This window comes from Vibrio sp. QJM3NY_27 (assembly GCF_057785955.1).
The window spans coordinates 178,808-192,261 of sequence record NZ_CM173511.1 but is presented as its reverse complement, the minus strand read 5'-3'; the positions used below and the strand labels follow the sequence as shown (position 1 = coordinate 192,261).

Genomic DNA, 13,454 nt, shown 5'->3' with positions numbered 1-13,454 from the left:
GACTATATAAATAAATTCAAGGATAAAGGAGTTCCTGAATTTATCTTAGTTAGAGCTTTTTTTCCTAGAACCTCTTCATAGTATTTTGGTGGCAAGCCAAAACCAGGCCTGATACTCCGAATGTTTTCGGGGGTCAACAATTCACCTTCCGCTATGTCTTTTACCACATATAAAGAGCGACGGAACTTAACATTACCTTTTTCAGCTTCTGTTCTTGCGTAGTTCACTTGCCCCATCGCTTGCCAAGCCGTTTTCGTGTCTTTACATAATGCAGCTAATTCATGAGGCTCAAGAGAGAAGCTATCATCTGCACCGCCCCCGTTACGATCCATTGTGACATGTTTTTCAATCAAACATGCGCCTAGAGTAACTGAAGCAACTGCGGTAGCATTGTCGATAGTGTGATCAGAAAGGCCAGATAAAACGTCAAACCGCTCTGCGATATCGGCAATCGTCTTTAAGTTATATTGTTCTGCAGGGGCTGGATAACCGCTTACACAATGCAATACAACCAATTCCTTACATCCATTATCTCTCGTTGTTTTTATTGCTTCTGCAATCTCTTCCTCGTTGGCCATTCCGGTTGAAATAATCATCGGCTTACCCGTTTGAGCAACACGCTTAATCAGAGGTAAATCAACCACTTCGAAAGATGCTATTTTGTATGCGGGAGCGTCTAGCTCCTCTAATAAATCTACAGCGGTAAAATCAAATGGTGAACTAAATATCGTAATACCTAACTCTTTTGCTTTTTCAAACAAAGGCTTGTGCCATTCCCAAGGCATATGCGCTTCTTTATACAACTCATACAGAGTTTGGCCATCCCATAAACCGCCATGAATTTGAAACTCTTCCGAGTCACTATCCATAGTGATAGTTTCATGGGTATAGGTTTGAAGTTTAATCGCATCAGCACCTGCTTTTTTTGCTTCTTCCATAATCTGAAAAGCTCGGTTTATATCGCCATTATGGTTAGCAGAAAGCTCAGCAATAATATATGGAGGACAATTAGGACCAATTTCTCGATTATCGATGTATATGTTTTTATTCATTTTCTTCGTATACTCTCAATTTATCTTTCATAAGGTTTCTAATATCTTTCCACTCATGTGAAAAGATACCCAAATGTACTACATCGTGATATTCAGTCCCATTGAAGAAAGCATCTCGATGAGTACCTTCAACTTTAAAGCCAAATTTGGAGTGTAATTTCACTACTGGTTGATTAAAGCCTAAAACCTCACAGCGTAATTTGTGCAAATCTAATTCAGTAAATGCATGCTCTAGGGCCCGATATTCCATCAAAGATCCGGTACCTCTTACCGCGTTGGGCGACGCATAGAATGCCCAAGAAGCGATTCTAGGAATTCGATTTATATCAGTAAATCCAACAACCCCTGCTGGCTCTCCATTTAACTCTGCTAGAAAATATTCTTTTGAACTATCCTTGCACATGCTCGAAAACCATGACTTATGCTCATCCATAGTGATTTCATGAGAGGTGTACATATTTATTCTAACATCTGGAGAGTTTCTCCAAGCAAGAATTTCTTCTAAATCACTTTCTTCAAGTAGCCTAAATTTAATCACTCTTTGTTTCACGATAAAAGCTCTCCATTGTTTGAACGACCTTATTCGCACCGAAGCCATCAACTTCAAAATCACTAAAAGGTTTGATGTCATCCCACCTTTCACATAAACGCGCTAGCTCAAGTGCATAAGTATCGGTACTCGTCGTTATACCTTCACCTAAGTATTCAACAAACCCTAAATCTGACAAGTAATTTGAAAGTATTACTTGATTCTCCGCTACGGAAACTATCGAGGCTGGAACCCTCAGACAAAAACGCTCCCAGTTACTTACTCCTGAGGCGCCAATTGCATATTTGCTATTACTTAAAGATAAATCAAAACTCTCTAAATTTTTGTATATAGAAACATTGCTCTTTTGATTAAGCTTTATCAAAGCATCAAAACGAGGGTTGATTCTCCCCGTGATCAAAATAGTATTAAACGGGAGTCTCTTAAACTCATTTGCTGCAAGAATAAACTTCTCGCACTCATTTGTAGGATCTGTTCCACCAAAAAAGACTAAGAGTTGATTGGATATTGAATCTCGGGGCGAATCCCGCAATGTTGAAAAGCTCTCTCTTAAAAGAGCATATTCAGGACCAAGGAGCTTGGTAGCAGAACAATCCGAATATCTTTTTGAAATGTTTGGCCATAGGTTTTGGTCGAGAATAATATCACTACAGTGTTCACGGTTAAGGTCATCAATCGATAAAATAGCGCATGACAGCTTACCTATAATGATACTTTCCCATTCATGGTCCAGCGCATAGTGATCCACAATCACCCACTCGGAAGAATCAACTTTAGATAGAAAGTCATTTGCATCTTCTTCAACGCTACGTTGAAGCCAAGCTTTATAATCAGCGCTATGGGAGGGAGTCATTTGTAGACAAGAGGGAGTCAGCTCTAATACGTCAAAGCCTCTATCACGGGTATATGTAATCATGTCCCCAGGCTGAGGCAGACAAGCAAAGCATACAGAAAAACCTTTGCTTTTTAATATATCAGCAAGCACCAAACAGCGCATGACGTGGCCACTACCGATAAATAGTGACGCATCCACTCGGAAGGTAACCTTCATTATTTATCCTAACCTCAATGCTGAAAAAAGAGATTCAGCCAGTTCCCAGTCTTCTTGGGTATCAATATCTTGAACGCGTTTTCTCGGCAAGAGCACGGCCTTAGAGTGGCTGGAAAACACCGATAGTTTATTCAGGAAAGCATCTTTACGACCCCAATAAAACTGGCCAGCATCGTGATACGCTTCTTCCAAGTCTTGTGATCTTACCTGTTCGTTTTCAGGCGAAAACATCGAAACATAGCCTTGCTCATCAAGCTTAATTGCACGCTGAATCGGAAAAGGAAACGATGTGGCACTAAATGTAAATTGCACACTATTTCCTCTAAGTAGCTCGTAGCCTTTCTGAAGATCTTCAGGTAAAACAAACGGAGCAGTGGCGTACAAACAACAAACATCACCAATATCCCAGCCATTATTAGCGCACCAAGTTATTGCATGGTGTATCACATCCATAGTGGTAGCATAGTCATCGGAGATATTTGAAGGCCGTAAAAATGGCACTTCAGCACCATACTTTATCGCTACCTCGGCTATCTCAGCATCATCAGTAGAGACAATAACCTTATCAAAACAATCCGAAGCAAGTGCAGCCTCGATTGAGTAAGCGATCATAGGTTTGCCATGAAAGTGCTTTATATTTTTACGAGGAATACGCTTGCTGCCACCACGTGCAGGAATAATAGCAACGTTCATTATTTACCTGTCAAAATTTCAGTTACTACACGAACAACGGTATTTTGCTGTTCTTCCGTCATACCGTGGAACATTGGCAGTGAGATGGCTTCTTGATAGTAGCGTTCTGACTCAGGGAACTCCCCTTCAGTAAAACCCATAGCTTGGTAATATGGCTGAGTATGCACAGGAATGTAATGCAAATTAACACCGATACCATTTTCACGCAGGGCGTCAAACACTTGTTTATGAGTTAATGATATCTCATCCAACTTCAAACGAATTACGAATAAATGCAAACCTGAGTACGTGTTTTCAAGTTGATAAGGAAGTACCAAGGGTAATTCAGATAACATTTGATTATAACGCTTAGACAACACATGGCGCGCCGCAACAAATTCATCAAGACGTTGCATTTGAGTGACACCCAACGCCGCTTGAAGTTCTGTCATGCGGTAGTTGAAACCTAAATCAACCTGTTGGTAATACCAGCCACCATGAGAAGCTTCCGTCATCATTTCAGGATCTCGTGTAATACCATGACTGCGCAAGAGAGCCATTTTATCCGCTAGCTCTTTCTGGTTCGTTAATGCAGCACCACCTTCAGCCGTTGTGACAATTTTTACAGGGTGAAAACTGAACACTGTAATATCAGAATACTTACAATTACCGATTGGTTGTTCATGATATTGACCACCAATAGCATGAGAAGCATCTTCAATGACTTTAAAGCCATATTCTTTGGCTAGCTTAGCAATGGATTCCATATCACAAGGTTGACCACATAAGTGAACAGGAACCACGACTTTAGGTAGAGTTCCTGTAGCTTTAGCAGTAATTAGCTTTTGCTCTAGCTTTTTAGGGCACATATTATAAGTTGCTGAATCAATATCAACAAAGTCCACTTTAGCTCCGCAATAAAGACCACAGTTTGCAGACGCAACAAAAGTAATAGGCGTTGTCCACAACCAGTCACCTTCCCCTAAACCTAAAGCCAAACAAGCGATATGCAGAGCCGAGGTTGCACTATTCACTGCTAACGCATACTGAGCACCAATATGTTCTGTTAACGCTTTTTCAAACGCAGGAACTTGTGGTCCTTGAGTTAGAAAGTCAGATTTAAGGACATCAACTACACTGTCAATATCTTGCTGACTGATATCTTGCTTGCCGTATGGAATCACTGCTCTACTCACACTGTAAATTTAGGGTCAACATGCTCTTTGATTAGGTCACGTAGACCTTCAATGGTTTCCCATTCAGTATTGGTACCTGAGTTATACTTAAAACCAAATGGGACTTTTTCAGCTTTATGATGATTCATATATTCATCTTCTGTATACGTAAAAGATACAGAAGGAAGGATCGCGTAATAACGACCTAAATCAATCGTATTAAGAGAATCGGTATCAGTGATCATTTCTTCATGAAGCTTTTCACCAGGGCGAATACCTACAACCTTAGTTACCATGCCAGGCGCAATAGCTTCAGCGATGTCTAAAATTTTGTATGAAGGGATCTTAGGAATAAAGATCTCACCTCCCAAATGGTTTTCAAGTGCATACATGACCATATTCACGCCATCTTGAAGAGAAATATTAAAACGCGTCATCTCTTCATGTGTAATTGGCAGTACACCTTCTTCTTTTTTCTGCATAAAGAATGGAATAACCGAACCACGAGAGCCCATAACATTGCCGTAACGTACAACACTGAAACGAATGTCTTTTGAGCCTTTAATATTGTTCGCAGCGGCAAATAGCTTATCTGAAGCAAGCTTTGTCGCACCATACAAGTTAATTGGTGCACATGCCTTATCGGTCGAGAGAGCAACGACATCTTTCACACCACACGCAAGAGCCGCACTAATCACGTTCTCTGCGCCATCAATATTGGTGCGAATACATTCAGTTGGGTTGTACTCAGCAGTATCTACTTGTTTGATCGCAGCGGCGTGGATAATAACATCAACATCTTCACACGCTTGAATCATACGGTTACGATCACGAACATCGCCAATAAAGAAGCGTAATTGTGGAAAATCCTTGTGAGGATATTGCTGCTTGATTTCAAACTGCTTCAGTTCATCACGAGAAAAGATAATGATCTTCTTTACGTCTTGATATCGTTCCAGAATTGTTTTGATAAATTGCTTACCAAACGACCCTGTGCCACCTGTAATTAATACTGTCTTGTTATTTAGCATACTCAACTACTCTAATATTTTTCTATTTATCTAAGTTTTTAAACTTAGATATTTGAATTTCAAATTGATATCTAACTACATTTAGTTGACTAACAACTTCTCAAAAAATTCCAGGTGCTTCTTCACTGTCACTCGTGAACTAAAGCTTTCATCTAATCGCTGCTTAGCCGCTTCACTCATTATTGTGCACTTGGTCTTATCTTGTGCGAGCTTGTCCATAGCCTCACCTAACGCCTTGGCGTCACCAGTCGGGACAATATAACCAGTCTCGCCATCTACAACGAGTTCAGGAGCTCCACCGGTAGTGGTTACCACTGATGTTGTGCCATTTGCCATCGCTTCGACAATCGTGCGTGGTAGCCCTTCTCCGCTAATCGATGGCTGAACTTGAAAGTCAGCCATACACATGATTGAAGGGATGTCAGTACGATGACCAATGTAGTGAATTCGCTCACTCATAGGGCTCGCTTTCATCTCATCAAAATGAGGCTCGTAGCCGCTGCCCGCTAAGATCAAATGGAAGTTCGGTGCAGTAATGTATTTGGTCGCCTCAAGTAAGACAGAGATACCCTTACTTGGCCTTACGTGCGCTGCAGTAATTGCGACTACATCATCTTCATTCAAACCAAACTCAGAACGCTCGGTTGGTGGTACTTTATACCAATCCAATTCATGCCCTTTGTATATGGTAACAACGTTATCTTTGTTCTTCCAAACGCGCTTCACCACATCTTGTCGAACCGCTTCAGAAACACAGACTATGCCATCTACACGAGGATGTAGCTGTGTTAGATAAGCACTTGGGTCATGTCGATATAAACCTCCAGTAGTGCCTCGATAAACAACTAATTTAACCTTGAAACCAATACAGGCAAACGCCGCATTAGGTATCGTTTTGGAATTAAAAGCATAGCAGATGTCGTAATCATGCGTTTTCAGCTCGTGGCGAATTTTTTTTATGGTATCAAAACAAATTTTACGCTTTGGATAACCATCAACGACTCGAATGCCATACTCTTCTAACTTTGATACATGCTCAGACTCACCTTGGGTCATGATAGTGACTTGGTGACCTTGACGCGCAAGTTCAATAAAGATTGCGGCTTCAGGGCGTAAGCTGTTCCATGCATGTAAGTAAGATGCACAAACTAAAATTTTCATCTATCGGTTCCTATTTGGCTTGGTCTTTTGAGCTGTCTTCTGAACGGTTTTCAATAATCCACAAACCGACGTATTTATTAAAATTAACTTGGGCGTAGGTCATCGCCATAATGAAGCCGACACTGCCATCCATAAAGCCACGGCGAATGATATACACAAGGAAGAACGTCCATGTAGCACGTAATAAAGCCAAGAATAAACCGTGTGATTTCTTTCCTTTACGATGGTACTTTTGCGAACCAAGCCAAGCGTACTGCGCTGCTTTATCTAAACCATGGCCATAATCGCGGTGGGTGTAATGAAGAAGAAACCCCTTCAATATCCCTGTCGAGCCTTGCTCTGGAACAACCGTCTCATGAACCTCGTCTAACGTATATCGAGAGCCTTCTCTCTTGAACAATCTTAAGACTGCGCGAGCGCTACGGCCATACTTGAGCGTTGTGCCATAAAGGGTCACTCCCCAAGGAAGTTTATACGCTGTGTGTTTGATTTGATCTTGCTTCAATAGTTCAACAAGAGCCTTGCTCATCTCTTCATCTAGAGCTTCGTCAGCATCAATCGATAGCACCCAATCACATGTCGCTTTATCTAGCGCTCGCTGCTTTTGCTTACCAAAGCCAGGCCAATCAGTGATGGTCACGTTATCTGTATATTTTTGGCATAATTCAACTGTTGCATCTGTTGAGCCACTGTCTAAAACAATCAGCTCATCAGCAATATCAACAACAGATTTAAGACAGGTTTCAATTCGGTCTTCTTCATTCTTGGTAATAACAATGACAGACAGGGTATGTTTTCTCATTATTCAGCCCTAGAATTTCCAATAGTTTAATGATTTACGGATTTTAAAGTTACGAATCCAATTTTTTGGCTTGTTATCTTGCCAGCCGCTTTCTAGCACATCAGTAATAGCACTCAGAACTCTCGCTGAGGATTGCCCATCTAAATATGGCGTTATTGACGGGCCATAATGAGCGATAGCGTTATCTCTGTCTTCATCAGGTAGCATTGCTTGCTTAATTGCTGACTCTAATTGCTCGGCTTGAGTAATGTTAATAAAGCTTGCTTGTGGGTCTCGATTATTTACCGTGACAACAGGCTTATTGAGCAACAAGAATTCCTGAAATATCGATGAGTTGTCACACACCATAACATCAGCACGATGTTGCATTTCAATCACTCGGTCATTATCGAAAAAGAGAAGGTTATCCCCTTCCAGTGCTTGATATTTCGTTCTCGTCTCTTGATTCATTTTAGGATGAAGAGTCACTAACCATTGCCACTGACTCAGTTGACTGAGGCGCTTAAGTTCTTCATAAACCAACTCTGCACACGATAAGCTTGGCGAAAAAGTGGAAGCGAACAGAATTTGAGGTCTCTCATGACGGTTCTCACTAGCTTGATAATTAAACAAGCTATCGAGCTTCAGCCACCCGGTCTCTTTAACTTGAAAATAGCCGCGCTGCTTAGCTAGCGGCTCAAGCGAGCTTGTTCTTTCATGGCCTTCGGTGCAATACAAATCAAATAGACCACGTTCAGGGTATAAGTTCCCACGTTTGCTCTCGTTCAAACCATGAAATACTTGTACCTTCAACCCTGGAATAAACGCTGGAACACGATCACCGGGCACTAGAACGGCAGAAGGATTAAAGGCAATAGCTTCTGTCAAAGAGACGCTCTGCTCTTGATCCAGTAAAAGATGTTCAGAAGCGTCTTCACCAACAAGCAACCACTTAACCTCATGGCCGAGTTGCTTCGCGTAATCATAGAATGGGCGAAGAATAGCAAATGAATAATTTTGCTCGACGTAGAGCAAGAAACGATAGGTTTGATCGGTTTGCATAAGCGATGAGATAAAATTCACCATGTCCGTTTGAAAGCGCAACTAAGCATTTAATTATAACGCTCTTTACTTTCGAGATTGAAGAAAATACTCTTCTGAATATTGATTTTACCTTCTGGTGTCACTGTTCTTATGCTTATACGACTTATCTATACTCTCATATTGTCATTAGCTTCTCCGCTACTGCTGTATGGGCTTTATAAGAGCAAACCTGGAAAGCCAAGTTTTGGTCAGCGTTGGAAAGAACATTTCGGGATCACACCGCAAACTCAAGGTAAGAATCCTATCTGGATTCACGCAGTATCGGTTGGTGAATCGATTGCCGCCGTACCGATCATCAAGCAACTGAAGCGACGCAATCCAAACCAAGCCATTATCGTTACCACGACAACCAGCACGGGTGCAGAGCAGATAGAAAAACTCGGTGATTTAGTCGAGCATCGCTACATGCCGATTGATTTTTCTTGGTGTATTCGAGGTTTTTTGAAGACTGTTCAGCCTAAACAGATGCTAATCATGGAAACCGAGTTATGGCCAAATACACTGCACTGCGTCGCGAAAGCAGGAATCCCCATTTCGGTACTCAACGCTCGCCTATCTGAACGCTCGTGCCAGCGTTATGCTAAATTCCAAGCCGTTTTTGATCTCTTAGCCAAAAATCTCTCTCAAGTACTTTGCCAATACCCAAGTGATGCTGAGCGTTTTATACGATTAGGGTTAGATAAAGCATCTGTGCATGTGACTGGGTCGATCAAGTTTGATATTGAAGTTTCAGCTGAACAAGTATCAAAAGGCAAAGCGTTACGTGAACAAATTGGCTTTGAACGCTGTGTGTGGATAGCAGCCAGCACTCATCAAGGCGAAGATGAAATTATCTTAGACGCTCATAAACAGCTCCTTAGAGACAACCCTAATGTATTACTGATAATTGTGCCTCGTCACCCTGAGCGATTTAATCAAGTGACGGAACTGGCTAAACAACACCAATTCAACACCATCACTCGAACGAGTCAGCAACCAATCACCTCTGATGTTGAAGTGTATATTGCGGATACGATGGGAGAAATGTTGGTATTACTCGGCGGATCTGATGTGTGCTTTATGGGAGGAAGCCTTGTGGGCGATAAGGTAGGTGGCCACAATCTTCTAGAACCGGCAGCACTACAGTTACCTTTACTCAATGGCCCTAGCTATTTTAACTTCAGCGAGATCACAGACAAACTGCTTGAAGCTCAAGCCGTCACTATTTGTCAAAACAGTAATGAAATTGCAGGCCAGCTAAGAGAGCTATTCACTCAGCCTGACTTGCGTAAAAACAGAGGCTTAGCGGCTTATCAAGTGATTGAGCAGAACCGAGGGGCGTTGGATAAAACCTTGGCATACATTCTTAATTAATGACCATTCTTAGCTAATGGCCTTCTTAGCTAGTCACCACTCTTAACTAACAGCAACTAACCTTGGTAGCCTTGCAATAACAGTTCCCAATCCGGCTCTTGCCATTGAATCTGGCGCTTGTTCACTTCTTTTAAGAACGAGCGCTTTAAGCGATTCAAGTTGCCTTCTTTCCAGTCATCACCCGCTTGATGACCACACTTATCAAAATCAATAATCCACACGTTTTGCGAGTCATCAAGCAAGATATTATGAATGTTGAGATCGGTATGATTAACCCCAGCATCGTGCATCTTGCGTACCTCTTGGCCAATTCGACGATAAATATCCGCATCTATCGGGCCATTGACCAAGACATCAACCAGATCTTTGGCATTGGGAATTCGTTCAGACATTAAGTCCGCTCGATAAAGTAGTCCGCTTTTAATGGCTCTAGCAGCAATGGGCTTCGGTACATTCACACCTGCGTTTGCCAATGCCTTGAGAACATTAAGCTCCATCGCACAGCGCGTGCTTTCCCAATCAGAGAAACGATATTGGTCTTCGACTAGCTTCCCAAACAATCCGCCACGGCGATAATGGCGTAATGCGGCCTGTATTCCATCAAGCTGAATGAACCATGTGGTACCGCGTCCTTGAGCACTTCCTGAAATGGCGTCTTGTTGCTGCCAATATTCAGCCTCAAAGATCTGAGCGATATCGCCCTCTGGTACCTGAGCCAAAAGTTCAGGGTCGTACCAAATTGTTTGGTTCTTGGTGCTAATCGTTTCCATCTATGAGGCCTTTGGGTCGCTTTTCGTCATTGCTATTTTACAACTAATGCGAGTATCTGCATAATTCTGATGTTATTCACTTTTTTCGGGCACTTTATGTCACTGTTCTCAACTGCACCTCAATCTCTTTGCATACTTCGCCTCTCCGCGATTGGCGATGTTTGTCATGCTATTTCTGTGGTTCAAGCCATCCAGAAGCAGTGGCCTGAAACGAAAATCACTTGGATAACGGGCAAAATAGAAGCCATGCTGATCGGCGATCTACCCGGTATTGAGGTGATTGTTTTCGATAAGAAACAAGGCTTCAAAGGAATGCGTGAATTATGGCGTCAGCTATCTGATCGTAAATTTGATGCACTTCTGCATATGCAAGCCGCACTCAGAGCCAGCGTGCTATCTTGGGGGATAAAGGCGAAGTGCAAAGTGGGATTTGGCAAAAATCGTACTCGTGAAATGCAGTCACTCTTTACCAACCACCATCTACCTATTTCAGATAAGTTTCATGTGTTAGATAACTTTGCCGAATTTGCTCGCTACATTGGTGTCCCCTTCGATAAGCCTCAATGGGATATCCCTTTAACACCTGAAGATGAACAACTCGCAATTAGCACCATGGCAGACAAGCCGACCTTGGTTATCTCCCCAGCTGCAAGCAAAGATTCACGCAATTGGTTAACTGAGCGATATGCAGCTATTGCTGATTATGCTGTCGAACAAGGCATGCAAGTGGTGTTATGTGGTTCTCCGGCACCAAGAGAAGTTAACCTTGGTAGCGACATCGAAAAATTATGCCAGTCGCCAGTAACCAACTTGATTGGCAAAACGAACTTGAAGCAACTGACTGCCGTACTGAAACATGCAACGGTGGTATTGGCACCTGATACTGGCCCAGCCCACTTGGCAACTACGCAGTCAACGCCTGTAATCGGCTTGTACGCGCACAGCGATCCTCGTAGAACAGGACCTTACAACGATCTCGATATCGTAGTGAGTGTTTATCAACAGCACGTAGAAGCACAACAAGGTAAACCAGTCGCAGACCTTCCATGGGGAACCCGTGCTAAAGGCGATGACCTGATGAAAGACATCACTCTCGATATGGTAAAGCAGCAACTCGATAAGGCCTTAAACTCTAGTAAAGCACCGAATTCGAACACTACATTAAGCAAGGACAGCTAAAATGAGCACACACGTTATTTATCCAGGAACTTTTGATCCGGTGACCAATGGCCACCTTGATATCATTGTTCGTGCCGCTAGCATGTTTGACCATATCACTGTTGGAGTAGCAGCGAGCCCAAGTAAAAAAACCATGTTTGAATTAGATGAACGTGTAGAGTTGTTACGTGATGCGGTGTCTCACTTACCTAACGTGTCTGTTGAAGGATTTTCGGGGTTGCTGGTCGACTTCGTTAAACAGCAACAAGCAAACGTGTTGGTGCGAGGTTTGAGAACAACAATGGATTTCGAGTACGAGTTTGGTCTCACTAGCATGTACAGGAAGCTACTGCCGGGGCTTGAAAGTGTATTTTTAACGCCTTCAGAGGAGTATGCATTCCTCTCTTCGACCATAGTTCGAGAAGTGGCCATTCATGGTGGGGATATTCGTCAGTTTGTGCCACAAAAAGTGGCAGCCGAAATAAAGCTCAAAACGACCAACTAATCCTCCCAGACCCAAAAATAAACATAGCGCTCATTGATCGCTATGTTTTAGTAGATGTGATACCAACCCTAAAAACTTCTCAGGACAGAGTTCTGGTCTCAACAAAGGTTCAATATTCAAGAGCAAGGCGTTTTAACAGGTCGTGTATCAAAGCTACTTCGTGGTAGTCCTTCATTGAAATGAATCCGTTTCTCTCTAGCATTAGAGTGGATTGCTCTTTCTGCAGTTAGAACCTCTTAGAAAAAAGAACAACCATTACAAAAATTCTAAGTGAGTGATAACATATCTCTCTTATATATGAATACATACAATTTATGAAAGCATACTGCATTACCTTAAAAGGCAACGATAGCCGACAAATATCAACAGCTAATGCTCTCAAAAGTGTTCAGGTTGATTTTGAGTTTTTTATTGGAGTGGATGCGCGAACCGATGAGCACCCTCTACTAAAAAAAATTAGAGGTAAAGCATTTTTATACAATATGGGAAGATCGCACGCTATCGGTGAAGTCGGGTGCTATGCAAGTCATTACCTTATTTGGCAAAAGTGCGTGGAACTTAACGAGCCAATTTTTGTATTTGAAGACCATCTCGATATTGAATCAAGTACCTTTCAAAAAACGCTCTCTATTGCAGAAAAAAATATAGAACAATGCGGTTATATTCGCTTACAAAACAGTAAGAACAAATTACATTATCCTGTATGCCGCTACAAAAGCCAGAAACTTGTAAAGTACTTAAAAGTTCCTCAAGGTACTGCTGCCTATGCTTTATCTCCTAATGCAGCAAGATCTTTTATTGAGCATAGCCAAGTTTTTAGTTACCCCGTAGATGTCTTTTTGAGAAACACTTGGGTTCATAAACGCCCCATGTTCGGCGTTTCTATTGCGGGGTTACAACGTAGTAAACAGCCTTCCATTATTGGCAACCGTAAACATAAAGGTAAAAAAAATTATTTTGTAGCCTTTATGAAGATTGTTAACAAAATAAAAAGCATGACGTTCAATCTGACAACCAATCTTTATCACCTTGTCTCCTTAGGTAAAGAATACAGACCAAAGTTATAAAGGTAGAAAGGTAGAAAGGTAGAA

At 42.0% G+C, this 13,454-nt stretch carries 14 protein-coding genes; 4 read left to right on the top strand and 10 right to left on the bottom strand.

What is annotated here, in order from left to right:
• Positions 1–2: 2 nt before the first annotated feature.
• From pseI to AC3CIA_RS00840, 9 genes are all read right to left on the bottom strand, one after another.
• Positions 3–1,052, bottom strand: coding sequence for a pseudaminic acid synthase (gene pseI / locus AC3CIA_RS00880; protein ID WP_488518358.1), 1,050 nt, complete (start codon positions 1,050–1,052; stop codon positions 3–5).
• Positions 1,045–1,602, bottom strand: a complete 558-nt coding sequence (gene pseH, locus AC3CIA_RS00875; protein WP_488518357.1) for a UDP-4-amino-4,6-dideoxy-N-acetyl-beta-L-altrosamine N-acetyltransferase — start codon at positions 1,600–1,602, stop codon at positions 1,045–1,047. Before pseH ends, pseI begins: the two co-directional genes overlap by 8 nt.
• On the bottom strand, positions 1,583–2,653 hold the full coding sequence (gene pseG, locus AC3CIA_RS00870) for a UDP-2,4-diacetamido-2,4,6-trideoxy-beta-L-altropyranose hydrolase (RefSeq protein ID WP_488518356.1): 1,071 nt from the start codon (positions 2,651–2,653) through the stop codon (positions 1,583–1,585). The genes pseH and pseG overlap by 20 nt, the downstream gene beginning before the upstream one ends.
• 3 nt (positions 2,654–2,656) lie before the next feature.
• Positions 2,657–3,346, bottom strand: a complete 690-nt coding sequence (gene pseF / locus AC3CIA_RS00865; RefSeq protein WP_488518355.1) for a pseudaminic acid cytidylyltransferase — start codon at positions 3,344–3,346, stop codon at positions 2,657–2,659.
• Positions 3,346–4,521 (bottom strand): UDP-4-amino-4,6-dideoxy-N-acetyl-beta-L-altrosamine transaminase, encoded by a 1,176-nt coding sequence (gene pseC / locus AC3CIA_RS00860; protein ID WP_488518354.1) that lies wholly within the window; start codon positions 4,519–4,521, stop codon positions 3,346–3,348. The genes pseF and pseC overlap by 1 nt, the downstream gene beginning before the upstream one ends.
• Positions 4,518–5,531 carry a UDP-N-acetylglucosamine 4,6-dehydratase (inverting) gene (gene pseB, locus AC3CIA_RS00855; RefSeq protein WP_488518353.1) on the bottom strand — a complete coding sequence of 338 codons (1,014 nt, stop codon included), beginning with the start codon at positions 5,529–5,531 and terminating at the stop codon, positions 4,518–4,520. Before pseB ends, pseC begins: the two co-directional genes overlap by 4 nt.
• A gap of 81 nt (positions 5,532–5,612) precedes the next feature.
• Positions 5,613–6,692 carry a glycosyltransferase family 4 protein gene (locus AC3CIA_RS00850; protein WP_488518352.1) on the bottom strand — a complete coding sequence of 360 codons (1,080 nt, stop codon included), beginning with the start codon at positions 6,690–6,692 and terminating at the stop codon, positions 5,613–5,615.
• 10 nt (positions 6,693–6,702) lie between these two features.
• A complete protein-coding gene (locus AC3CIA_RS00845) occupies positions 6,703–7,494 on the bottom strand; it encodes a glycosyltransferase family 2 protein (protein ID WP_488518351.1) in 792 nt (263 codons plus the stop codon).
• A gap of 9 nt (positions 7,495–7,503) precedes the next feature.
• Positions 7,504–8,535 carry a CDP-glycerol glycerophosphotransferase family protein gene (locus tag AC3CIA_RS00840; protein WP_488518350.1) on the bottom strand — a complete coding sequence of 344 codons (1,032 nt, stop codon included), beginning with the start codon at positions 8,533–8,535 and terminating at the stop codon, positions 7,504–7,506.
• 132 nt (positions 8,536–8,667) lie between these two features.
• Between AC3CIA_RS00840 and waaA the strand changes: the two genes are divergently transcribed.
• Positions 8,668–9,930, top strand: a complete 1,263-nt coding sequence (waaA, locus tag AC3CIA_RS00835) for a lipid IV(A) 3-deoxy-D-manno-octulosonic acid transferase (protein WP_488518349.1) — start codon at positions 8,668–8,670, stop codon at positions 9,928–9,930.
• 56 nt (positions 9,931–9,986) lie between these two features.
• Here waaA and AC3CIA_RS00830 read toward each other — a convergent pair whose 3' ends face one another.
• Positions 9,987–10,700 carry a 3-deoxy-D-manno-octulosonic acid kinase gene (locus tag AC3CIA_RS00830; RefSeq protein ID WP_488518348.1) on the bottom strand — a complete coding sequence of 238 codons (714 nt, stop codon included), beginning with the start codon at positions 10,698–10,700 and terminating at the stop codon, positions 9,987–9,989.
• Positions 10,701–10,796: 96 nt separating this feature from the next.
• Between AC3CIA_RS00830 and AC3CIA_RS00825 the strand changes: the two genes are divergently transcribed.
• The 3 genes from AC3CIA_RS00825 to AC3CIA_RS00815 all read left to right on the top strand — a co-directional run bounded on the left by AC3CIA_RS00825 (position 10,797) and on the right by AC3CIA_RS00815 (position 13,430).
• Positions 10,797–11,879, top strand: coding sequence for a glycosyltransferase family 9 protein (locus tag AC3CIA_RS00825; RefSeq protein WP_010433790.1), 1,083 nt, complete (start codon positions 10,797–10,799; stop codon positions 11,877–11,879).
• A 1-nt stretch (position 11,880) separates the two neighbouring features.
• Positions 11,881–12,363, top strand: coding sequence for a pantetheine-phosphate adenylyltransferase (gene coaD, locus AC3CIA_RS00820; RefSeq protein WP_488518347.1), 483 nt, complete (start codon positions 11,881–11,883; stop codon positions 12,361–12,363).
• 314 nt (positions 12,364–12,677) lie between these two features.
• On the top strand, positions 12,678–13,430 hold the full coding sequence (locus AC3CIA_RS00815; protein ID WP_145570089.1) for a glycosyltransferase family 25 protein: 753 nt from the start codon (positions 12,678–12,680) through the stop codon (positions 13,428–13,430).
• Positions 13,431–13,454: the final 24 nt, after the last annotated feature.

Coding starts and splice junctions, on each gene's coding strand:
- pseI (WP_488518358.1), bottom strand. CDS start 1,052: ATGAATAAAAACATATACATCGATAATCGAGAAATTGGTCCTAATTGT.
- pseG (WP_488518356.1), bottom strand. CDS start 2,653: ATGAAGGTTACCTTCCGAGTGGATGCGTCACTATTTATCGGTAGTGGC.
- pseF (WP_488518355.1), bottom strand. CDS start 3,346: ATGAACGTTGCTATTATTCCTGCACGTGGTGGCAGCAAGCGTATTCCT.
- pseB (WP_488518353.1), bottom strand. CDS start 5,531: ATGCTAAATAACAAGACAGTATTAATTACAGGTGGCACAGGGTCGTTT.
- AC3CIA_RS00850 (WP_488518352.1), bottom strand. CDS start 6,692: ATGAAAATTTTAGTTTGTGCATCTTACTTACATGCATGGAACAGCTTA.
- AC3CIA_RS00845 (WP_488518351.1), bottom strand. CDS start 7,494: ATGAGAAAACATACCCTGTCTGTCATTGTTATTACCAAGAATGAAGAA.
- AC3CIA_RS00840 (WP_488518350.1), bottom strand. CDS start 8,535: ATGCAAACCGATCAAACCTATCGTTTCTTGCTCTACGTCGAGCAAAAT.
- waaA (WP_488518349.1), top strand. CDS start 8,668: ATGCTTATACGACTTATCTATACTCTCATATTGTCATTAGCTTCTCCG.
- AC3CIA_RS00830 (WP_488518348.1), bottom strand. CDS start 10,700: ATGGAAACGATTAGCACCAAGAACCAAACAATTTGGTACGACCCTGAA.
- AC3CIA_RS00825 (WP_010433790.1), top strand. CDS start 10,797: ATGTCACTGTTCTCAACTGCACCTCAATCTCTTTGCATACTTCGCCTC.
- coaD (WP_488518347.1), top strand. CDS start 11,881: ATGAGCACACACGTTATTTATCCAGGAACTTTTGATCCGGTGACCAAT.
- AC3CIA_RS00815 (WP_145570089.1), top strand. CDS start 12,678: ATGAAAGCATACTGCATTACCTTAAAAGGCAACGATAGCCGACAAATA.